Origin of the sequence: Alteromonas sp. KS69 (assembly GCF_003989595.1) — a bacterium.
Taxonomy (GTDB): Bacteria; Pseudomonadota; Gammaproteobacteria; order Enterobacterales; family Alteromonadaceae; genus Alteromonas; species Alteromonas naphthalenivorans.
Genome location: NZ_PYHU01000014.1, coordinates 1 through 19,982, shown reverse-complemented (window position 1 = coordinate 19,982; position 19,982 = coordinate 1). Strand labels below are relative to the sequence as shown.

25 protein-coding genes are annotated in these 19,982 nt (G+C 42.8%); 13 read left to right on the top strand and 12 right to left on the bottom strand.

Annotated elements, in window-relative coordinates; all coding sequences use genetic code 11:
* Positions 1–48 precede the first annotated feature (48 nt).
* Positions 49–771 carry an SGNH/GDSL hydrolase family protein gene (locus C7Y69_RS11205; RefSeq protein WP_260563504.1) on the bottom strand — a complete coding sequence of 241 codons (723 nt, stop codon included), beginning with the start codon at positions 769–771 and terminating at the stop codon, positions 49–51.
* 329 nt (positions 772–1,100) lie between these two features.
* On the opposite strand from C7Y69_RS11205, the gene hemN reads away from it, so the two are divergent.
* Positions 1,101–2,468 (top strand): oxygen-independent coproporphyrinogen III oxidase, encoded by a 1,368-nt coding sequence (gene hemN, locus C7Y69_RS11200; RefSeq protein WP_126872753.1) that lies wholly within the window; start codon positions 1,101–1,103, stop codon positions 2,466–2,468.
* A gap of 117 nt (positions 2,469–2,585) precedes the next feature.
* Here the strand turns inward: hemN and C7Y69_RS11195 are convergent, their stop codons facing one another.
* Genes C7Y69_RS11195 through moaB form a run of 7 tightly spaced genes read right to left on the bottom strand, consistent with a single transcriptional unit; the run spans position 2,586 to position 7,402 of the window.
* Positions 2,586–3,755, bottom strand: coding sequence for an ATP-binding cassette domain-containing protein (locus C7Y69_RS11195; protein WP_126872752.1), 1,170 nt, complete (start codon positions 3,753–3,755; stop codon positions 2,586–2,588).
* Positions 3,734–4,426, bottom strand: a complete 693-nt coding sequence (gene modB / locus C7Y69_RS11190; protein WP_126872751.1) for a molybdate ABC transporter permease subunit — start codon at positions 4,424–4,426, stop codon at positions 3,734–3,736. Before modB ends, C7Y69_RS11195 begins: the two co-directional genes overlap by 22 nt.
* Positions 4,427–5,602, bottom strand: a complete 1,176-nt coding sequence (gene modA, locus C7Y69_RS11185) for a molybdate ABC transporter substrate-binding protein (protein WP_126872750.1) — start codon at positions 5,600–5,602, stop codon at positions 4,427–4,429.
* A gap of 2 nt (positions 5,603–5,604) precedes the next feature.
* The gene (locus C7Y69_RS11180; protein WP_126872749.1) at positions 5,605–6,078 is read right to left on the bottom strand and encodes a molybdenum cofactor biosynthesis protein MoaE; all 474 of its coding nucleotides are present in this window, start codon (positions 6,076–6,078) and stop codon (positions 5,605–5,607) included.
* Between the two features lie 2 nt (positions 6,079–6,080).
* Entirely contained in the window at positions 6,081–6,353 is a 273-nt protein-coding gene (locus C7Y69_RS11175; RefSeq protein ID WP_126872748.1) for a MoaD/ThiS family protein, read from the bottom strand.
* 21 nt (positions 6,354–6,374) lie between these two features.
* Positions 6,375–6,899 (bottom strand): cyclic pyranopterin monophosphate synthase MoaC, encoded by a 525-nt coding sequence (moaC, locus tag C7Y69_RS11170; RefSeq protein WP_126872747.1) that lies wholly within the window; start codon positions 6,897–6,899, stop codon positions 6,375–6,377.
* Positions 6,899–7,402: a molybdenum cofactor biosynthesis protein B gene (gene moaB, locus C7Y69_RS11165; protein ID WP_013783769.1), complete on the bottom strand. Its 504-nt coding sequence runs from the start codon at positions 7,400–7,402 to the stop codon at positions 6,899–6,901. The genes moaC and moaB overlap by 1 nt, the downstream gene beginning before the upstream one ends.
* A 413-nt stretch (positions 7,403–7,815) precedes the next feature.
* Between moaB and C7Y69_RS11160 the strand changes: the two genes are divergently transcribed.
* Together C7Y69_RS11160 and C7Y69_RS11155 are read left to right on the top strand one after the other, a co-directional pair.
* Positions 7,816–8,700, top strand: a complete 885-nt coding sequence (locus C7Y69_RS11160) for a HesA/MoeB/ThiF family protein (protein ID WP_126872746.1) — start codon at positions 7,816–7,818, stop codon at positions 8,698–8,700.
* Positions 8,701–8,853: 153 nt separating this feature from the next.
* Positions 8,854–9,975 carry a succinylglutamate desuccinylase/aspartoacylase family protein gene (locus tag C7Y69_RS11155; RefSeq protein ID WP_013783767.1) on the top strand — a complete coding sequence of 374 codons (1,122 nt, stop codon included), beginning with the start codon at positions 8,854–8,856 and terminating at the stop codon, positions 9,973–9,975.
* A 20-nt stretch (positions 9,976–9,995) separates the two neighbouring features.
* Here C7Y69_RS11155 and C7Y69_RS11150 read toward each other — a convergent pair whose 3' ends face one another.
* The 4 genes from C7Y69_RS11150 to C7Y69_RS11140 form a co-directional block, all read right to left on the bottom strand.
* The gene (locus C7Y69_RS11150; protein WP_260563503.1) at positions 9,996–10,736 is read right to left on the bottom strand and encodes a lipase family alpha/beta hydrolase; all 741 of its coding nucleotides are present in this window, start codon (positions 10,734–10,736) and stop codon (positions 9,996–9,998) included.
* 8 nt (positions 10,737–10,744) lie between these two features.
* Positions 10,745–11,473 (bottom strand): fibrobacter succinogenes major paralogous domain-containing protein, encoded by a 729-nt coding sequence (locus C7Y69_RS11145; protein ID WP_126872745.1) that lies wholly within the window; start codon positions 11,471–11,473, stop codon positions 10,745–10,747.
* Between the two features lie 36 nt (positions 11,474–11,509).
* On the bottom strand, positions 11,510–11,764 hold the full coding sequence (locus tag C7Y69_RS21865) for a hypothetical protein (RefSeq protein ID WP_232363200.1): 255 nt from the start codon (positions 11,762–11,764) through the stop codon (positions 11,510–11,512).
* Positions 11,765–11,826: 62 nt separating this feature from the next.
* The gene (locus C7Y69_RS11140) at positions 11,827–12,459 is read right to left on the bottom strand and encodes an SDR family NAD(P)-dependent oxidoreductase (RefSeq protein WP_232363199.1); all 633 of its coding nucleotides are present in this window, start codon (positions 12,457–12,459) and stop codon (positions 11,827–11,829) included.
* Positions 12,460–13,336: 877 nt separating this feature from the next.
* Here C7Y69_RS11140 and C7Y69_RS11135 point away from each other — a divergent pair.
* From C7Y69_RS11135 to C7Y69_RS11080, 10 genes are all read left to right on the top strand, one after another.
* A complete protein-coding gene (locus tag C7Y69_RS11135) occupies positions 13,337–13,759 on the top strand; it encodes a hypothetical protein (RefSeq protein WP_013785560.1) in 423 nt (140 codons plus the stop codon).
* Positions 13,760–13,877: 118 nt separating this feature from the next.
* Positions 13,878–14,312 carry a hypothetical protein gene (locus C7Y69_RS11130; RefSeq protein ID WP_126872744.1) on the top strand — a complete coding sequence of 145 codons (435 nt, stop codon included), beginning with the start codon at positions 13,878–13,880 and terminating at the stop codon, positions 14,310–14,312.
* A gap of 124 nt (positions 14,313–14,436) precedes the next feature.
* Positions 14,437–14,871, top strand: a complete 435-nt coding sequence (locus C7Y69_RS11125) for a hypothetical protein (protein ID WP_126872743.1) — start codon at positions 14,437–14,439, stop codon at positions 14,869–14,871.
* Between the two features lie 115 nt (positions 14,872–14,986).
* The gene (locus tag C7Y69_RS11120) at positions 14,987–15,283 is read left to right on the top strand and encodes a hypothetical protein (protein WP_126872742.1); all 297 of its coding nucleotides are present in this window, start codon (positions 14,987–14,989) and stop codon (positions 15,281–15,283) included.
* Positions 15,284–15,399: 116 nt separating this feature from the next.
* Positions 15,400–16,107 carry a hypothetical protein gene (locus tag C7Y69_RS11115; RefSeq protein WP_126872741.1) on the top strand — a complete coding sequence of 236 codons (708 nt, stop codon included), beginning with the start codon at positions 15,400–15,402 and terminating at the stop codon, positions 16,105–16,107.
* Between the two features lie 1,046 nt (positions 16,108–17,153).
* Complete coding sequence (locus C7Y69_RS11100; RefSeq protein ID WP_126872739.1) at positions 17,154–17,549, top strand: hypothetical protein; 396 nt, start codon at positions 17,154–17,156, stop codon at positions 17,547–17,549.
* A 122-nt stretch (positions 17,550–17,671) separates the two neighbouring features.
* Positions 17,672–18,115, top strand: coding sequence for a hypothetical protein (locus tag C7Y69_RS11095; RefSeq protein ID WP_126872738.1), 444 nt, complete (start codon positions 17,672–17,674; stop codon positions 18,113–18,115).
* Positions 18,116–18,260: 145 nt separating this feature from the next.
* Positions 18,261–18,731 carry a hypothetical protein gene (locus C7Y69_RS11090; protein WP_126872737.1) on the top strand — a complete coding sequence of 157 codons (471 nt, stop codon included), beginning with the start codon at positions 18,261–18,263 and terminating at the stop codon, positions 18,729–18,731.
* A gap of 132 nt (positions 18,732–18,863) precedes the next feature.
* The gene (locus C7Y69_RS11085; RefSeq protein WP_126872736.1) at positions 18,864–19,082 is read left to right on the top strand and encodes an Imm27 family immunity protein; all 219 of its coding nucleotides are present in this window, start codon (positions 18,864–18,866) and stop codon (positions 19,080–19,082) included.
* Between the two features lie 130 nt (positions 19,083–19,212).
* On the top strand, positions 19,213–19,632 hold the full coding sequence (locus C7Y69_RS11080) for a hypothetical protein (protein WP_126872735.1): 420 nt from the start codon (positions 19,213–19,215) through the stop codon (positions 19,630–19,632).
* The last annotated feature ends 350 nt before the right edge of the window (positions 19,633–19,982 follow it).

Genomic DNA, 19,982 nt, shown 5'->3' with positions numbered 1-19,982 from the left:
AAACACCTACTAAATGAATAATGTATTGTAGGGGTGAACCTTTCAGCTTCAACCAACATTGCTATTTTTACCGACCAATTCATCAAGTTCTTCGTTCACTAACTTCACAACAGCGTTAGACCACAATTGATAGCCTGCAACTTGCGGATGAAAGCCATCTTCAGCCATGTATTTGAGCGTGTTGTCTGATTGATCATTACCTATTGGGTTTAAGGTTAGTGTGAGTACGTTAACCCCATGATATTTGTTCACCAGCTTAAGCAAGGCGGTATTGAGGTACTTCGCTCTTTGCCCTAACACCCAACGTAACGGTTGGGGTAGCGCGGGAAATTCGTGCATAGGAGGCAGTGCGGTAAATACCACCAACCTGCACTGGTATCGCGCTTTTAGTATTTCGATTATTTGCGTGACATTACTACGCCACCGGCGCCAGGACGTAAAACCTGTTACATCATTTACCCCTATTGAAATAACCGCCACGTCGAACGATCTGCATTGAAGAGGCGTGTCGAAACTATGGGTAGAAGTGATTGTTGATAGGGACGTTGAATTAGCATAATACGTAGGATCAAGGTTGGGTTTAGCCCGCTGCAACATGGATAACAAATCCGTACTGTTAACCCCTGTCTTGGCCTTTAACTCCCAATTAACGCAAAAGTTTTCCGACAAACTGTTAATTAACCAGCCAGACAGTGCTTGTTCTTGAGTAGATACTCCCACGCCAGCGGCAGCGGAATCTCCTGCAATAAGCAACGCCAATGGAGCCTTCATTTTCTGACAGCTTACCGGAACGCCGCTATGTGCATCGCCTTTAAGATGCACCTTGTTGGGGACATTGCTAGCGCACTGGCAACAACCCACTCTTTTACCGGTAGGTTCCGGTAATTTGAGCGTTTTTTTCCTTACTAGCAGGCCTTGTACTAGTAAAATTGGAAAAGTGACTATAATGAGTATGTTTAAGAGCAAAACCTTGAACGAGATCAATAAACACCTTACTAGTTTGCATTATTATCAATGATGAAATGGGTTTACCACGAAAGAAAGACCCTCTGTATAAGTGTCTTTCGCTACTTTACTAGCAAACTAAGCAGAAAATAACTATGAATTCGCCAATTGATCGCGCCACAAGTACAATTACAAAATATGCACAACAGGCGCCACGTTACACTTCTTACCCTACTGCGCTTAAATTCGAGTCGGTGAACGACGGGTTATTAGAGAGCGCGTCTGAAAACTGCGGCGCCGATACCATAAGCTTATATATTCACATCCCTTTCTGCGAACAGCTTTGCTATTACTGTGGCTGCAATAAAATAGTAACTCGCCACAACGAAAAAGCCGACCATTACCTTAGCTATATTGAAAAAGAGATGGTAGCGAAAAAATCGCTTTATAAAGATAAAAAAGTAGTCGCGCTTCATTTAGGTGGAGGATCTCCCAGTTTTCTTTCAGCAATACAACATACTTATTTAATGTATTTGATTAAGAAACACTTTCTTATTTCAAGCGAAGCAGAGTTTTCGATTGAGTTAGATCCTAGAAATGTGACCTGTGAATACCTAGAAGATTTAAATGAGTTAGGTTACACCCGCGTTAGCTTTGGTGTACAAGATATAAATGTAGATGTTCAGCAGTCTATCAATCGGGTTCAAAGTACGGCGCACATTGCCAGTTTAGTGTTTGATGCAAAAAACATAGGGTATACCTCGGTTAATCTAGACATAATTTATGGTTTGCCCAAACAAACTATGGAGAAGTTTCGCACCACGGTAGTAGCAGTAAAAGCCATGTCACCGGACAGAATCTCTCTTTTTAGTTATGCCCACTTACCCGACAGATTTGCCGCCCAACGCAAAATACCGCTAGATACTCTACCCACCCCGGATGAAAAAGCGGCAATGCACCAAATGGCAGTAGAAAGTTTTTCTAAAACAGGCTTTGAAATGATTGGTTTAGATCACTTTGCGAAGCCCAGCGATACCCTAGCCATGGCTAAGCATAACCATGTATTACACCGAAATTTTCAAGGCTACACCACGCATAAAAACAGTGATTTACTTGGTTTGGGCGTATCTGCCATTAGTACAATTGGCAATGCATATGGCCAGAATCCTAAGCAACTCAAAGACTATTACAACCGGTTGGACAACGACATTCCGCTAACCGCTAACGGCATTGCGTTAAGCCTAGACGATCGCATCCGCCGAGACGTGATTATGTCTTTAATGTGCAATTTGTATTTAGACAAAAAAGACATTGAAGATAAATATGGCATAAAATTCAATGGCTATTTCTGTATTGAATTAACGAGCCTTAAATCCTTAGTGACCGACGGTATTATTGAGCTTAGTGACCGATATATTAATGTGCCCGATAAGTCTCGCATTTATATAAGAGCAATATGTGCAAGGTTCGATGCTTACCTAAATAAAGATCATCATATCTCTCGCTATTCAGCGGCAATTTAGACAATGGGAATATAAGGCTGGGAATTTAGACCTAGAAAACTTAGATCTAGAGAACTTAGATCTAGGAAGTTAGTACCTAGGAATAGTAAACGCTGCACTTTAAAACGCTTTGCAAACCTACTGAAGTTTGAACCTAGCCACCACGGATAAACCAGGTTCAAGTTTCAACCTTTCAATCGACAAGGTGCTTACTCTGGCATACAACACTTGATTACCATGAGTTAGCATCACGATTGCGGTTTGTAGTTGCTGGTTTTCAGATTGCGGTATTTCAGGGTGGTAAATTTCCACTACTTCGCACGGTAACGCGTTTAAGATACTGCTAGAGGGCACATTCACTTTTGTATTGGTATCGATACTCACCTCGCTGGCAAAAACGGCTATTTTTCCTCGCTGCTGATGCTGGTCAGTGCTCAACCCTTGCTCGTCTTTATTATTTGTATTCAGTTTACTATCACATTGCACGGTAGCTTTGGCGTACAATATATTGCCGCTTACATTCAAACGCGTAAACGGGTGAGGAAAATCATCCGAGTTCTTAATTATCTCACCTTCTAAAATGGCACAGGGGTTTTCTACGCTTCCTTGGCTAGCGATTTTCGCCATAACGTAAGCTACTGAACCCGTCGCCTCTACCTCGCCATCAACAACAGATATCAGCCCATCACAGAATAGAGCCAAGTCTTGAACATCGTGAGACACCATGATCAATTTTATATTTAGGCGCCCACAGGTTTTGACTAGAAATCGTAGGATTTTGCTGCGTAAAGCCGCATCTAATGCGCTTAACGACTCATCAAGCATCAGCACATCTGGCCCATTAACCAATGCACGCGCTAATGCCACCCGCTGCGCTTCACCACCTGAAAGGCTGTCTATTGATTTATGCAGTAAATGTTCGCACTCACAACCAGCAATAGCATGCTCAACTTTTAACGCCTTTGAGCCAGCATGACGTTCGGCCAGTGCTAAATTGCCTTTTACATTTACATGAGGAAATAGCATAGGCTGCTGAAATACCAAACCTACCCGCACGCGGATGGGCGCGCTATTTACGTTTATTGCCTTGGTAACTGAATGCGCGTTAACTGTTGCGCTAGCAATAGGTTTAGCGTCTTCAGCAAACCAATTAACACTTACTGATGCTTCTTGTTCGAACCCAGCTAGCGCACGAAGCAAACTGCTTTTGCCTGCGCCTGATGGCCCAGTAATACCCACTACCTGCATGGAAGATGGTAATGCGGCTTTCGCACTAATGCGGTTTACTAACGAGACATTGAACTCCAACCTTGTCCTCCTTTTCCATTAAAGCGATACAGCAGCGTAAGCAGTAAAAATGAAAACAATAGTAGCCCCAACGAAAGTGCATGTGCTTGGCCATATTCTAAGGCTTCAACGTGTTCATACAATGCAATTGAGAGCACTTGGGTTTCGCCTGGAATATTCCCCCCAATCATTAACACCACACCAAATTCACCAATGGTATGCGCAAAGCTAAGACCGAATGCCACTATCAACGGCGCTTTGCACAAAGGAAGTATGATGCTGAAAAACGCCTCTATTTTTCCAAAGCCTAATGAATGCGCCACTTCAACATACCGTTTATCGAGTTGAGTAAAGCCGCTATACAAGGGCTGCAGCGCAAAGGGTAATGAGTAAATAAAAGAGCCTATCACTAAGCCTTCAAAACTAAACGCTAGCTGATGGCCTGTGAGCCATTGCCACCCTTCCCCAACTGGGCTTTGGGGCGAAAAAGCCACCAACAGGTAAAAGCCGAGCACGGTGGGTGGAAGCACTAAAGGTAATGCAAGTACCGACATGAATACGGGTTTTAATTTATGTTGCCAATTTGCCAACTTCCACGCCAGAGGAGTAACCAATACCATTAACAGCACGCTGGTTAAAAAGGCCAGTTTTAGGGTTAACCCTACCGCAGCAAAGGCGCTATGTTCTAGCATTTATGGTATACCCCTAGTGACTCTGTTATCTACTCGCTTGTTCTCATTAATACTGGAAGTTACGCTAACCGATAATGAATCATCAGCGGGTTGATAGCCCCAATTGGGCAAATTTCCCTGTACGTCTAATGACAATAAGTAACGAGCAAATGCAGATGCTGCGGCTTTTCTGTCGGCTGCGGCGGTAACTGCAAGGCTTTGTAATATTGGTTGATGTAGGGTGTCGGGAATGAGTATTGCCCCATCGCCTTCGACCCCGCTTTCGACATAAGCATTGCGCCCAGAAATATTTTGCTCATCAGCCTCATTTATTCGCTTATCAGTCCAATTAATTCGCTTGTCAGCTAGGGCGAGGGAGTATGCCACCAAGGCATAATCGGCGTTACCTGTAGTAAAAAACTGATAGGTTTGAAGTACGTTTTTACCCATCACAATATGGGGGGAAACAGCATTCCACTGATTGGTATTAACAAGATACTGCTTTGCTGCGTTGCCATAAGGAGCAAGTTTAGGGTTAGCGATAGCCAGCTTTTTCCCAGCCAATGCCCCAGCAGTAAAGTGTGGTGTTGAAGCGGTAGTATGAGAAGACAGAAAGGCCAACCTACCTTTAGCGTAAACATGCACATCTTCAGCGCTAACACGCCCTGCCTTTATCAACGCATTGGGCCTGGCTGTATCGGCAGAGAGGAATACATCAAATTGAGCACCATGAGTAAGCTGCGCAAATAGGGTTCCACTGGAAGAAACGGTAACACTGACTTCTTGCCCGGTTTTCTTGAAATAATCATTGGCGATGGTGCGTAAAGGTTTAGCAAAATTTGCGGCTACAGCAATTTGTAATGGCGAAGACAATATGGGCACTGCCGTGTCATAAGTGGCGACATCTTCCTTAGAAGCGACTACTTCATGGTGTTCATCATGCTGATGGTTGTTTTTGGAAATAGCATTATTATCAGCAATGGCATTTTTATAAGCGTAGGTCTGTTCATATGAAGAGAGAGTAGTGTCTGATACTGCCGCATTACAGACAAGACACAGAGTAAAAAAAACAACGGATAGAAACGCACCCGCGCGGCCTTTAGGGTTACCAACTTGCATGCTTAAAAACGCGGGGGAAATTCTTAAATACGTGAGTATCATTTTTAAACACGCCGGTATCTTTGCGCCAACCGCCATTGCTATTTTTCTCTCAACCAGGCCAAAGCGGCCTTGTCGTCTGAGGCTTTTACCTCAACCCAACGAGAATTATCTCGGGTGAACTCTTTTTTCCACAAGGGGACAGATTGCTTAAGCATATCCATTAAAAAGTTAGCGCCTTCAAATGCCGCAGCGCGATGGGGTGCGGCAGTGCCAACCCAGACTATTTGCTCGTCGTTATATAATCGGCCAACACGATGAACCGCGCCTGCCGAGGTGAGCGAAAATCGAGTGATGGCTTCTTGCACTAAGTTGGTTAGGGCTTGCTCTGTCATGCCAGGGTAATGTTCAAGCTCAATACCTAAAATATTACCATCGGCATTGTTGTCTCGTACCAAGCCGGTAAAAGTAACAATAGCGCCTACATTGCCTTTGGCTTTTTGGCTAGCTTCTTGGCGTAAGCGATTGTATAACCACTGTTGATCGAAATCGGCGTCGCCAATTAATGCGAACATGATTACCCCCCTGTTACTGGTGGGAAAAAGGCAAGTTCGTCACCTGGTTGCACATGAGTTTGTATATCGCACAGTTGCTGGTTTCGCGCCATTAATACACTGCCATTCTCGCTACCAGCAGAGGCACCAAGGGCTTGCGACCATTTGTCACTACGGCTTTTTAGCAAGGTAATAACGTCACCCATGGTGATGGCACTTTCAGGCAGCGTTAATGTAAAGCTACCTTCTTGGGTAATTTCACGTAATTGCGCAAAGGTTTTCACGGTTACATTCATGTTGAGTCCTATGAAGGTAAATTACTCACCTAATGTTTTATTGTCGTTGGTGTGGCTGCTAGCCGGCTCATCGATGCTTTGCCAATGACCCGTTTTACCCCCTTTTTTATCGAGTACCTGAATGCCTTCTAAGCGCATACCAGGGTCGATAGCCTTACACATATCAAACAAGGTAAGCAGGGCCACGTTCACACCGGTAAGGGCTTCCATCTCTACCCCTGTTTTGCCACTTAGTTTACAAAAACAGGTGGTTTTTATGCGGTTATTTTCGGGCTCGATGGCAAAGTTTACATCTACTTTCGAGAGCGCAAGAGGGTGGCATAACGGAATGAGATCGGCGCATCGCTTTGCCCCCTGAATACCTGCAATACGCGCAACGGCAAATACGTCGCCCTTGGCAATAGTGGCATTGCTTATTTGGTCGATAACCTCTGGACTGGTATATAAATACCCTTGGGCAGTGGCTTCTCTGACGGTTACTGCTTTATCGCTAACATCCACCATGTTAGCTTCGCCGCCTGCATTTAAATGACTAAATGTGGCCATTACGACACCAAGTGTTTAACGAAATTACAGGGTTTAAAATCGACATCTAACTGGCTAGCAATAATTTTTTCCCAACCGGTTTTACAAGCGCCTGTAGAGCCGGGTAAGCAAAAGATGACAGTATTGTTGGCAAAACCAGCAATAGCGCGAGACTGGATGGTAGAAGTACCAATTTCTTGGTAGCTTACCTGGCGAAACAATTCACCAAAGCCATCGACCTGTTTATCGAACAACACACTGATAGCTTCTGGCGTAGAGTCTCTGTGGGTGAAGCCCGTGCCACCAGTAATTAATATACCGTTAATATCGGGGTTTGCTATCCACGCCGACACTATAGCGCGCTGCTGATAGATATCGTCTTTTACTAAGGCTCTGTCGCCTAAGTTATGCCCCGCAGTATTTAATGCGTTAGTTAAATAATCCCCTGACTTATCATTTTCAAGTGTGCGGGTGTCAGAAATGGTAAGTACCGCCAAATTAAGCGGCTGACTAACTACAGACATAAGAAATCCTAAATTGATATGCGACATTTATTCAGGCTTTGATAAAGTACGCCTAAATTAATACATCATGTTACGTTCAGCTTACCACATTGATGTATGCGGCAACATATACTGCGCCAGCGGCGCTCCGGTTTTTTAGTCAGACGCTGAGCTGTTATAAAGAGTCGATTTTATAACATGCTGCGCCCAACCTGAAAATTGTTGTGGATTGGGAGCATGACTCATTGCCTTGTACCAATATGAATTAAAAATAGTGGTAAAGCTAAAAAGCACAACGTAAATAATACAATTTATCTATGAGGGTAAAAGGATTGTATTCAATAGCTTGGATGTCAATTACTTGGGCAACCAGTTTCCTTTTTGCTACTGTGCCTTACTTGCTCACTTATTTTTACACTAAGGTTAATGCGTAAATGAAAACCCCGCTATCTACTAAGCAGGTAATGCGATACAACCGGCAAATTGTACTGCCTCAAGTTGATATTGATGGTCAGGAATTGTTGGCGTCGTCTCGCATTCTAATAATTGGTGTAGGCGGTTTAGGTAATGCGGCGGCCACGAACTTATGTGGCAGTGGTGTGGGCAAAATTACGCTGATAGACAACGATATTGTTGAGCATACCAACCTCCCCCGCCAAACCTTGTTCGATGAAAGCCAAGTTGGACAGTCAAAAGTGATGGCAGCGAAAGTCAGACTATCGCAAATGAATAGCGATTGTGAAATTGTCAGTATTGAAGCGAGTTTGCTTCAAGACAATATGCCACTTACTGCTGGAAACCGCGCGGGAGAAGAACGCACTGAGACAAACAGCGCAGAGGAAGGGGCTACTAAGACAGGTGCGACTGAATTAGAGAAACCTGAAATCAATACCCACAAACTGTTTGGCGAGCACGACATTGTGCTTGATTGCACCGATAATACTCAAAGCCGCGACCTTATAAACCGCTTGTGTTATAAACACGGCGTTCCTTTAATTTCTGGGGCAGCCATTCGCTTTGAAGGTCAATTATTCGTAGCTAAACCCGGCGAAAGCCAATGCTATGCGTGTTTACGTAGGTTATTTAGCGCGCCTGAATTAAGCTGTACCGAAGCAGGTATTTTTTCGCCCATCGTGAACATTGTAGGGACCTACCAAGCACTGCTTGCCATGCAGGTATTAATGGGAGTAGGTTCAGTTCCGGTAAATACCTTGTTGACCTTCGATGGTTTGCAGCATGAATGGCAACAATGGACGCTACCCGCCACACTGCAGTGTGATGTTTGTGGTAATCAGAATAAAGATGTTGATGAAGGTTAGCGCATATGAGTAACAAAAGTATTAGCATGGGCGTTTTATAAGTTCCTGCATAAGTACTTATATTGGCACTAATATAAGCGCTAGCATTAGCGCTAACGAGAGCATCAATAACTAACAACGACATGAATAACAACGAATTAAAAAGAGAGAGTTATGACAACTGAGGTTGTTAAGCAGCATATTGTCGTGGCGCAAAACGCCTCTGGCAGAAACATGAATGTGCCCATTTACAGAATGCGAGGCGCAAGACCCGGCCCCACCGTATACATTCAAAGTTCGATACATGGCGCCGAAGTGCAAGGTAACGTAGTGATATACCACCTTATCCAACGCTTAAAAGACATGGATATTTGTGGTGAAGTTATCTTGGTACCCAATTGCAACCCGGTGGGCACTAATATAAAAGCCGGCGAATACACCATGGGCCGCTTCGACCCTGTCAACGGCACCAATTGGAACCGAGGCTATCATTTTGACAAAGACAGTGTTGAGCAATTTGCTAACACCGTTACCCCAGAAGAGTCGGTACAAGGCATAAAGCAGCGTTTCAGAGCGTTTTTATCAAACGCGATAGATACTAAGCTTGCCACACCTTGGGGTTTGGGCTTAGCACAGCAGCTAAACTTAAAACTACAGCAATTAGCGGTGAACGCTGATTTTGTACTGGATTTGCATAACGGCCCTGTTTCAACACGCCATATTTATGTGCCTGAGTATGCTAAGCCTAGCGCTAGTTTGTTTAACATACCCCATTGTATTTTTATTCCCAATGTTTTTGCTGGCGCATTAGATGAAGCTACTTTTTGCCCATGGTGGACGCTACAAGAAAGTATTGAGGCAAACCTGCAGCGAAATATTGAGTTTAACGTTGAAGCTTTTACGCTTGAAATGGGTAGCCAAGAGGTGATTAATTTCACCGAGGGCGATGTGGATGCACTTAGTATACTCAGTTACCTAAATGCAAAAGGCGCACTGCACAATTGTGATGTTAAGCCTAATGATATGACTCGGTTAGGGGTAATGCTAAAAGACTATAAAACCCTGTTTACTGACTGGGGCGGCATGGTGGAATACCTGGCAAAACCGGGGGAAAGCATTAAGGCTGGTGAGCCCCTTGCGAAAATTCTAAATATTGACGAGCTTGATAACGATAATGGCAGCCGCTTATTAAACGCTCCTTGCGATTTAATCCCTATTTTGCACTTTCCGTCTGCATCGGTATTAAGTGGCACACAGCTTTATAAAGTATTTACTAATTACGAAACGCTCACCTAACAAAGGTGAGCAGCATGGCGCTAGTGGTCAAATGCGCCTTTTTGTAAAAAATGAACAGTTTGCTTTGCCACTTCTTCGCTATATCGCATTTGAGAATGGCCAACGTCGATGGTGATAAAATCAGTCATGCCTTCCAATTTAGTAGACTCTACTGATACCAGGCCATCGTTTGGCCCGTTGAACCTGTCGTTCGTTAAGCCTAACGGCTTGGTGCCCGCAATAATGCCAATAGTGAAATCTACCGCATCAAGGTTATTGCCCAAGCTTCTAGTGCCAGTGACTAACGCACGGCTAATTCCCCCACCTAGGTTCATTAACCAGCTGTCATTATAATGATCGGCTAATTCACTGCCTTTGTTTGGTGTACCTACCAGTACTACCTTTCCCACGTTCACGGCTTCTAAGGCTTCTTCATGGTTTTGCAAGTATGCTCTAATGACTAAACCACCAAGCGAGTGCCCTACAAAATGTACTTTGGGGGCATTTTGTAGGCACACATCTATTTGGCTGGCTGTTTCATCTAATACCGAAGCCACACTCACCCCGATGGTAGCGTAGTCTAATAGACATACTTTATAGTTCGCGTTCTCCAACCGCTTAGCAAAACGCCACATTGCCCAATCACTTCTACCCAACCCGAGGGCTAGCACAACAATCTCATCATCTGCTTGGTAATTAAGCGGCTTCGCTTCAGAGGTAGCACAACCCGTAGTTAGAAAAAGCACTAGCAATAAAACCGTTAAAACAATTGTTCGGAGCATCATTTAACCTACATTTTTACGCACCTAACCGATAACATATAACTCTTTTTGAGTTTAGTTCGGCGAATTTCTCCCTTATGAGAGTTCCACCACGAATAGGCAAGTGTTCTTGCAAAAGCCTCTTTTTCAGTGGCATTACTGCTTGTCCAAAACTCAGTATACATGCCTTGGGTTATATACCAATTACCAAGCTTTACACCCGCTGGCGTAGCAGAAAATTTATACTTATTGACTTGGGACTGGTCAAAACGCTTAAACAAAGTATTTGGCTGCGCAGCTTTAAGTGTAATAGCCACGTCTTTCTCGCCTCTCCATCCTTCTTTATCAAGATCTGATTCGACAATACCAATAGCTGTCTCTAGCGATTTCCAGTCTTCATCTGATGCCACACGCCATCCCGCAGGACAAATATTTCGCGAGTTGGAAACATCATTCCAATGATAAAGCCTGCCATAGCTTGATAGATTTTTGTCGTTATCATCCGGGACGAAACCCGTATTAACCGGGGTACCGTCCTGAAATTTAGTCGACCTTAAATTCTCAGCCAGCCAGACTCTATCGCCAATTTTCACAGTGCGATAAACATTACCCTCAATATCTTGTATTAAGCTTTGAGCGGAGTTTTGTTCAAAGCTTTGAGCAGCCTGTTGAGTATTGCTTAACTGACTACTATTGTTAGCCGATGAATTCATTGTTATTAACATACTGATACCCACACCAAAAATTAATTTTTTCATCTTTGAGCCTAAGCATAAAGCGCCTGTCTTATTAAATTAAAGCGGCCAGTTAATAGCAGTTTCTTTCTCAGAAAGCGCCCACAACCGAGTTAACGCGTCTTTCTGCACAACAAATGATTCAAGCTTACCCTCACCTACCGGGCCACCAAAATTCATTAGCCCCGTTGGGCCATAATAAGCACGCTCTTTTAAGTTTTCTTCGGTGGCACACATTACCTCTGGGTACGCGCCCTTTTCAGCCGTTTGCGCCAGGCCGATCTTAACCATAAATGCCCACGAAATTCGGGTCATTAAACTCGCGCTTTCCCTAATAAGGGAAGTATTAGAAGCCCCAGGGTGACAAACGTATACCTTCACACTTTTTCCAGCGGTTTTATTTTGCCTTGGAGTTCATAGGCAAACATCATTTGAGCTAGCTTACTTTGGCTGTACACTTTATTTGGATGGTAGTTCTTATCCCAATTCATGTCATCGAATTGAATGGCTCTTAATCCCATTTTGTGGCCTTCACTAGACACCACTACAATTCTGCCTTTTGATGCTTCAATTCTTTCAAAGAGCAAACCACATAATAAAAAATGACCGTAATGGTTTACCCCTAACTGACTTTCAAACCCATCGACAGTTAGCTGTTGTGTGGAAATTTGAGCAATTGCACCATTACACATAAGCGCATCGATTTTAGGCACCTTTTCTAGTATTTCTTGCGACGCGCCCCTTACTGACGCCAATTCCGCTAAATCTAATGGTATAAAACTGACTTTAGCTTCATCACCAAACTCGGTTTGTAGCTTGGCGATGGCAGCTTCTGATTTGCTAGGGTTACGATTTAGCATTACCACGCTCCCCCCTTTCGATAGCAAGATTCGCGTAGCCTGAAACCCCGCCCCACTATTTGCGCCAGTGATTAGAAACGTTTTTCCCGAAAGAGACCCCAAACGCTCGGGAGTCCAACCTTTAGGGCCAAATGGGTTATTCGTCGCCATAAAATTACCTGCCAATGTTGATTATTCAGTCACCGCTTTGCTTGTGGTAACCCGCGTTAGTCTTTGTGACGTGCTTTACATTCAAACCGCACTATAAAGTGCATTATAGTGCTTGAAAGCTAGATTTATCAGGCGTAATAATCGCTAAAAAATGCCTATTTGTATCAATAAATTTATTTTTAGGTTTACTTACAGTAAGAGGATTACTATTGCGGAATTTGAGATTTATTAGACAAAAATTACTTTGTAAAAATACTGTTTATTTACACAGTTAAATATTCAGTTGCATAAGTCCGATTTATTACGGAATTTTTCCGCCTTTCTTGTGGTGTGCTTTAGGGGTTATCATTAATGACTTGCCAATCAGGAGCTTAAAAAATAGACTGGGATAATAAATCAATGAAATATGGAAATTTTCCACCTTGCATAAAGGATTTTTTCCGTACACTAAATTGTTATGTTCTTTAATGAAGGGATCTTAGCTAATTGATTAAATATAGAAACTTTCGAAAAAGCTTAAAGATTGGAAACCTATCAGGACTAGAAAGTGTTTTTGTGGAAATTCTACTCGGCATAATTTTCTTCATTATCGCTCTACACTCGTTTAAATCTGAGATGCTTATTGTTGCTATACCGTTGGGTCTGCTCAGTGTAGGCTGTACATCAGCTTCTGTTATTTCTTTATATTTCTATATCAAGCTTAGACCACGAAGCCAGAAAGGTAGCGAGTGATTAATCGGCACGAACATAACAAGCAAATTAAGCTCGCTCCCTGCGGTCACTGGGACAATTACTCGTTGGCGGCTGCGCCATTTTCGCCAACGAGTAATTGCCCCTTATTAGGGTGTTATGTGCAGGTTTAATTTATGAGGGTTAAATGGATTATTTCTCTTCATGCTCATGCGAAGCCGTTCGCGTAAAACTATCACTTCCTAGGTCAATCGAAAGCTATCAACCTAGAGAATGTGACTGCGACTTTTGTAAGCATCATAGTCTTGCGTACATATCAGATCCGCTTGGAAAGTTAAGCGTTAACTCAAGTGCCTCAGTCAATTTTTTAAAGCAAGGTTCAGAACAAGCCTCCTTTATTCAATGTTCTAGATGCAACCAAGTCGTGGCGGTTTTTTACGATGCAGAAAAAGTTAAAAAAGGTGCTGTATCCGCTACTCTATTTGCCAATCGTCATTCTTTCAATGAATATCAAACCACTTCACCTAAATTGTTGAGTTCGGCAGATAGACGTGAGCGTTGGGGTAATTTATGGTTAACTGTGGTTTTAGAAATAAGCGAAAACACATAACAAAAAAATCAAGTTCGCCCGCTGCGCGGGCTGGGACGCAAACACGCAGGGCGGCTTCGCCATTATGCCCTACGTGCCTGCGCCCCTTATTTAAAAGTTAGAACCACAGGGAACAATAGTGAAAAATTTAGCTGCTTTTATAGTTTTGTTTTGGAGTGTGTTTGCTACTGCGAGCAATACGATTCAATGGAGTAACTTGGCAACAATCGACCAAGAATCCATTAGGTTCACGGCCAGGGAATATATTCAGAATGCCATGCCTGAGCTCAAAGGCGTTGAAGTTAAATTGCTTAATGTCAGTGCAAGCTACGATTTCAGACATGAACATTCGAATTTGCAAGTAATGTTCATGCATTCAATGTCCTTTGTGGAGGGCGAAAGTGAACAACAAGTAGTTTACGTTGATGACAAACCACAAGTAATTGAAATGAATAAGATTCAATACATTTTCATCGACTTTCAAAGAGGTGGTGAGCCTACTCAGCATAGAGTTGAGAAAGTCCCTTTCCATGGCTCTAAACAAGAATTTTTGGAAGAGTTCAGCAGGTTCTAACAAACGCATTAATCACTCGCTTCGCTCGTTGGGGACAAAAACACGTAGGCTCCCTTCGCTTCGCTCGGTATCATAGCCTACGTGTTTTTGCCCATTATGCGTGCCGTTATATTGCAGGAGTAACATGGAAAGTCAGCTCGTAGTTTCATCAATATGGGAAGATGAATCTTTATTTGAAATCTCTATATTCGGTAGCAATGGGCAGTTCTCTGGTCAAGCAGATTGCTATACAAATAGAGAGGAGATTGATCTTCTGGGAAAGCTTCTTGAGAAGTTTCCTCGTAACACAAAAGATGAGTTCGAGTTCAAAAGCCGTTCCACCCCCGATCTTTCATATTTCTCCATTCATGCTTTCTGTATAGACAATTCTGGACATACAATGTTTGCTGTTACTATTGCTCACATCGAATCTTTCACAAATGTCAGAAACGAAAACTATAAAGTTAACTTTGATATGAAAGTCGAGCCTCAAGCAATTTGTAACTTTGGGATGCAGCTTCAGCGCCTAGCGGTTAACCCTCTTGGTAAAACAAAGGCTGTATTGAAAAATGCATTATAACAAAAAAATTAAGTACGCCCGCTGCGCGGGCTGGGACGCAAACATGTGGGCTGGCTCACTTCGTTCGGATTTTAGCCCACAGGTCTGCGCCCCTTATTTAAAAGTTAGGTAACAGATGGATTTGAGTTCAATAGATTTAGCAATAAAGTACCACTCGTTAGAAGACGAAGAATGGGCTAAAAACGGCGGCACTTCAATCATCATCGCTGCTGGTAAGTTTGTTTTTAAAAACAGTGAGTTTAAAACCGCTAAAGAGTTAATAGCACACATTGAGCAACAATCCCCTAAGAATGTATTAGTTCTGTACGACAACGATACCGTTCCAACAGTCATTGTATCTGTAGTAGATCAGTGTAAAAAAGCTAATGTAGGCAAGTTAGTAATAAAGAGCATCGAGGGATATGGACGCTAAGTTACCTAACAAAAAAATTAAGTCACTCACTTCGTTCGCTGGGACGCATACACGTGGGCTGCTTCGCATTATAGCCCACGCGTCTGCGCCCCTTATTTAAAAGTTAGGTCTTCAAAATGGAATTTTACACTTCGTCTCTGAAATGGTTAAACGGTAACCAAGGCGTTTTAGCCGTCATAATATTCCTTTTAACACTTCTATTCGGATGGATTAGCGGAATATTTCGCGCTCTTCAGAAAAAGCCAAGGTTCAAATTATCGCTAATACCTGGCCCAACGTTCACAACAACGACTATTACAGGACACTTAGACAACGGAATACCAACACATAAAACAGCCATTGCTCTGTATTTAAGCGTTGCAAATATTGGAAGCGCTCCTTCTGAAATTAAATATGTTAAGGTCGGATACCATTGGGATATAAAACCATTCCGCAAAGAGTGGTTTAAATATAGGTTGGGCTGGTTTTGGCTAGACTTTCAAACTGCAGCATTAGAGGATTTTCATTGCGAGATCGGGGACAAGATTAAAGTATTCCCTTTTTTGCTCCAAGGAAACTCTCTGACTGGAATAGCAGCAAATACCTACCTAACCGAAGGCAGAGTTGTTAATGGTGTGATCTACTTCGAACAGCAAGAATGCTGGGGAGCAAGTTATCCTAAAGAAAAAAATGGCAAAACGAAGATTAAAATAGCAGTCGTTGATGCCAATGATAAAGCACATGTGGCAACCAAAGAAATTGATGTCGTAGAATTGGGTTATGCTCGTACATTTAACCCGTCATTTGGCTCAACACTGGACACACTCAACGGGCAACAGACCTAACAAGCGCATTAACTCGCTCGCAAGCGCGCTGGGACAATAACACGTAGGCTCAGTCGCTTCGCTCCAATTTTAGCCTACGTGTTATTGCCCGTTATGCGGGTGTTATAAGGCGTCAGCCTAAACCTCGTTTGGCTTAATACAAATCCCAATGCAACTACCCTCACCGGCTTTCACCAACATCGCTCTGGCTTTAGGTGGTTTTAACTTCGCCGCATTGACTTCGAAGGTCGCGCAATAGGCGCTTTATCGCCTAGTTATTATTTCAATTTTGCTAGCGCCATTGCGTCTGTCAGCTCAAATAGCAGCTTGCTTCAGTCAAATCAATACCATCACAGCACTGTTGTTTTACTTGTTTGTGTTAATAATCAATCGTATGCTGACTTTATTAATTTTTAATAAGGCCAAAGGAACAGGCTCTGCTTCTAACAAGGCGCTCAAGTCACTCCCTTCGGTCGTTCGGACGCATTTACGCGGGGCGGCTTCGCCATTATGCCCCACGCAACTGCGCCGCTTAGCTTAAAGTTATACATCCTAGGAAAAGTGTTGTGCTAATTCGAGCGATTAATAGTCAGAGAAGATTAAAACCTTACTTTTACTCGCAGTCTGCGAAAGTTGGCGGCATTGGTTGCCTATTTGGATTTTTAGTAGCATACCCGTTGTTCTTTATCATTGCCTCAAGTTTTGGAATCGATTCAGATATACCAATCCGTAGCTACGATAGTGGAACAGTAATGGTAGTGTTCACAATATGCTTCTTAATTCTTTGCTTATCGTTATATTCATTTTGTGCTTTAACTGCCTTCATTTACTATGGCATAAAGTGCAAGAAAGGACATATTGATAGGCAAGAACTTAATAACATTGTATTTAAAGGTATCTATCCAAAGCGGTGGCAACGTGGGCTTTAGCTCGGATGTATAACAAACCACTCAAGTCTCTCGCTTTGCTCGCTGGGACGCTAACACATGGGCTGCGTCACTTCGTTCCTAATTTTAGCCCATGTATTATCGCCCCTTAGTGGGAAGTTATATGCCAGTAAGCATCTCATGATTTTAAATAAAGAATTAAAACAACTAGAAGAAAAACTAACTCTTCAAAGTTCTTCAGATATAAATCAGGAAGCCAATGAAAACCTGGTTTCATTCGGTTTTAGTAAGCAGGATACTACTCTAACCACTAAAAGGGATATTGAGTTGTTTTTATCCCGTGTTTTGTCGATATACAGTTCAAGTAATGTTGGTAACGATAAATTGTTTTACGCATGGCTCGATGAAATGTCGTCACAAATTCGCGTAAGTGCAGTCTCAACAAATCACAATACATTACCATTTCGAACTGAACTAGAGTGTTGTACTTTGGAAGAACTCGCTACTTCTATAAAACGATACGACAGTGGTGCGTTTACTAGTGGTAGTATTAAGATTTTTAAGAGTAGCATATAACAAAACACTAAAGGCGCTCGCGCTGCTCGCTGGGACGCTAACACATAGGCTGCGTCACTTCGTTCCTAATTTTAGCCTATGTGTTATCGCCCCTTAGTGGGGTGTTAGGAGCCAGTCGATCAATGGATGATTTTTCTAAAAGCATCTCAGAGAAGTTCAAAGAAACGTTTCCTTCTTGGGCTAAGTATTGCTGCGAAAAGCAATACGAAGATACTTTTGTCTTGGAGGTTAAAATTCCGCGCCCGATAAATGATGGTGTTCCGTTCCTTGCTCTTGATACGTGTGATGATGAAGTAACTGTGTCTTTTGATTCATATCACGCTCACTTCAGTGACTTTGGCAATGAAAAGTCATTCGATGATGCTCTTAATTTTATAAATAAGATCATTTCTGAAAAATACGCAATGGTGAGTTACTCTAGAGGGACTAATTGGTGCGGTTCAGAATTAATTGCTTCTTGCAATCTCCCTCAAGATAACTCGGAATATCCATACGCAGACACGTTAGTTATACGCTCATGGAATGGAAGTTTTGATCAGGAAATAGAATGCTTTGCGAAGAACTGAGCAATGCTCCTAACAAACGCATTAACACTCGCTTCGCTCGCGGGGGACAAATACACGTAGGCTCCCCTCGCTTTGCTCGGTATTTTAGCCTACGTATAATTGCCCGTTATGCGGGGCGTTATGTGCCACGGGAAGTTTGGAATCTATGGAAGAATCAACAATAAACCTATTGAGCTTACTTGTATCAATCATCGCTGCTTCTATTTCTGCTGTGGCTTTAATAAGAACAAGAAAGACACAATCAAAGTTTTTGGAATTAGAAAAAATTCATGCTGAGCTAAGCCAGCGTCAAATAAGGGAACTCGAAGAGTCAAACAAAGACAAACTGAGGACGACAATAGATCTAGAAATAGTCTCTGGTTCTTTATTTGTTCGCAATGTAGGCAAATCGAATGCATCAAATATTAATATTTCCTTTGAGAACGATGATGAAAACAGGATCGTTGAGAGCGAACTAAAGCAGCTACCAATTCAAAAGCTAAAACCCTTTGCCGATTATAAACTGCTAGGCTCTTATGATACTTTTGATTCACCGGACGTCATAACCGTATTGGTCAGTTGGACAAATCTTGACGGTTCAAGCGGCTCAAGTGAAGAGGTTTTAAAATGCTACTAGCACATAACAAACAACTGTAGCCGTTCGCTGGCGCTCACTGGGACAATAACACGCAGGCTCAGTCGCTCCGCTCCCAGTTTAGCCTGCGTGTTATTGCCCCTAAGTTGGGCGTTATGTGCAAGGTTGTTAAATATGGATGTCATCTCTTCGCAAATAGAGATTGAAAATTTTGTCAGTACCAAGTGTAAAAAGGTCGCTGTTAGTAAAAGCGGTTGGGACAGTCTGTATATAGAAAAAGAAAATGGCTGTTACTGGATTAAAAGTTACCCAGATGGTGCGTTACATGGAGGAGGTCAGCCAGTTCTCTCCAAAATAGACAAAACAGTAGTAAAAGAGCAATTTGATGTTTGAAGCAATTGCACATAACAAAAAAATCAAGCACGCCCGCTTCGCGGGCTGGGACGCATACACGCAGGGCGGCTTCGCCATTATGCCCTACGTGCCTGCGCCCCTTATTTAAAAGTTATGCATCAGGATGAACATGCAAAATAAACTCTTTTTTGTCGCTCTAATATTAGTAGCCGTATTTTCGTTCTTAGCAGGTAAATATTTTACACATTCAAAAAAGAGTTCAGAATACATAGATGCGTTAGTTACGACTGTCAATTTGTCTTCCGATCGTTGGGATGAAATCCAGCTTCTTACTGTTTTATATGAGGCCTCATTGCAGGACAAAGAAGCTGCGAAATTTCAGTATATTCTTGCAGTGTCGCTCATGTTTCGTGACGATATTCGCCTAAGAGATATCTATAAAAATGACTTTGGTTTAAGTACCGGAACCTACAGTACCAATAACGCCGTCATTGAATCTTTGAAAAAACACGGTTTTACAGAGTGCGCTAACCTAGATGGCGCAAATTTAGTCCAATGCAACTTGGATGTTTTAGAGAATGATGCATAACAACCCAATCAACACACTCACTGCGTTCGCTGGGACGCATACACGTGGGGCGGCTTCGCCATTATGCCCCACATGCCTGCGCCCGTTATTGGAAAGTTAGAAGGCGTCAGCCTAAACTGCGTTTCGCTTAATACAAATAACAGTTCAACCGCCCTCACCTGCTGTTCCCAACTTCGCTCTGGCTTTTGGTGGTTTTAACTTCGCCGCATTAACTTCAAAGGTTGAGCAATAGGCGCTTTATCGCCTAGTTATTATTTTAAGTCAGCAAGCGCCATTGCACTTGGTAGTTCAAATGGCAGCTTGCCTCAGTCAAATCAAAAGCATCACCGCGCTGTCGTTTTACTTGTTTG

What these genes read in the sequence shown, in the direction of transcription:
- C7Y69_RS11205 (WP_260563504.1), bottom strand. Translation starts at nt 771, where the DNA reads ATGAAGGCTCCATTGGCGTTGCTTATTGCAGGAGATTCCGCTGCCGCT.
- hemN (WP_126872753.1), top strand. Translation starts at nt 1,101, where the DNA reads ATGAATTCGCCAATTGATCGCGCCACAAGTACAATTACAAAATATGCA.
- modB (WP_126872751.1), bottom strand. Translation starts at nt 4,426, where the DNA reads ATGCTAGAACATAGCGCCTTTGCTGCGGTAGGGTTAACCCTAAAACTG.
- modA (WP_126872750.1), bottom strand. Translation starts at nt 5,602, where the DNA reads ATGGCGGTTGGCGCAAAGATACCGGCGTGTTTAAAAATGATACTCACG.
- C7Y69_RS11180 (WP_126872749.1), bottom strand. Translation starts at nt 6,078, where the DNA reads ATGTTCGCATTAATTGGCGACGCCGATTTCGATCAACAGTGGTTATAC.
- C7Y69_RS11175 (WP_126872748.1), bottom strand. Translation starts at nt 6,353, where the DNA reads ATGAATGTAACCGTGAAAACCTTTGCGCAATTACGTGAAATTACCCAA.
- moaC (WP_126872747.1), bottom strand. Translation starts at nt 6,899, where the DNA reads ATGGCCACATTTAGTCATTTAAATGCAGGCGGCGAAGCTAACATGGTG.
- moaB (WP_013783769.1), bottom strand. Translation starts at nt 7,402, where the DNA reads ATGTCTGTAGTTAGTCAGCCGCTTAATTTGGCGGTACTTACCATTTCT.
- C7Y69_RS11160 (WP_126872746.1), top strand. Translation starts at nt 7,816, where the DNA reads ATGAAAACCCCGCTATCTACTAAGCAGGTAATGCGATACAACCGGCAA.
- C7Y69_RS11155 (WP_013783767.1), top strand. Translation starts at nt 8,854, where the DNA reads ATGACAACTGAGGTTGTTAAGCAGCATATTGTCGTGGCGCAAAACGCC.
- C7Y69_RS11150 (WP_260563503.1), bottom strand. Translation starts at nt 10,736, where the DNA reads ATGCTCCGAACAATTGTTTTAACGGTTTTATTGCTAGTGCTTTTTCTA.
- C7Y69_RS11145 (WP_126872745.1), bottom strand. Translation starts at nt 11,473, where the DNA reads ATGAAAAAATTAATTTTTGGTGTGGGTATCAGTATGTTAATAACAATG.
- C7Y69_RS21865 (WP_232363200.1), bottom strand. Translation starts at nt 11,764, where the DNA reads ATGACCCGAATTTCGTGGGCATTTATGGTTAAGATCGGCCTGGCGCAA.
- C7Y69_RS11140 (WP_232363199.1), bottom strand. Translation starts at nt 12,459, where the DNA reads ATGGCGACGAATAACCCATTTGGCCCTAAAGGTTGGACTCCCGAGCGT.
- C7Y69_RS11135 (WP_013785560.1), top strand. Translation starts at nt 13,337, where the DNA reads ATGGATTATTTCTCTTCATGCTCATGCGAAGCCGTTCGCGTAAAACTA.
- C7Y69_RS11125 (WP_126872743.1), top strand. Translation starts at nt 14,437, where the DNA reads ATGGAAAGTCAGCTCGTAGTTTCATCAATATGGGAAGATGAATCTTTA.
- C7Y69_RS11120 (WP_126872742.1), top strand. Translation starts at nt 14,987, where the DNA reads ATGGATTTGAGTTCAATAGATTTAGCAATAAAGTACCACTCGTTAGAA.
- C7Y69_RS11115 (WP_126872741.1), top strand. Translation starts at nt 15,400, where the DNA reads ATGGAATTTTACACTTCGTCTCTGAAATGGTTAAACGGTAACCAAGGC.
- C7Y69_RS11100 (WP_126872739.1), top strand. Translation starts at nt 17,154, where the DNA reads ATGATTTTAAATAAAGAATTAAAACAACTAGAAGAAAAACTAACTCTT.
- C7Y69_RS11095 (WP_126872738.1), top strand. Translation starts at nt 17,672, where the DNA reads ATGGATGATTTTTCTAAAAGCATCTCAGAGAAGTTCAAAGAAACGTTT.
- C7Y69_RS11090 (WP_126872737.1), top strand. Translation starts at nt 18,261, where the DNA reads ATGGAAGAATCAACAATAAACCTATTGAGCTTACTTGTATCAATCATC.
- C7Y69_RS11085 (WP_126872736.1), top strand. Translation starts at nt 18,864, where the DNA reads ATGGATGTCATCTCTTCGCAAATAGAGATTGAAAATTTTGTCAGTACC.
- C7Y69_RS11080 (WP_126872735.1), top strand. Translation starts at nt 19,213, where the DNA reads ATGCAAAATAAACTCTTTTTTGTCGCTCTAATATTAGTAGCCGTATTT.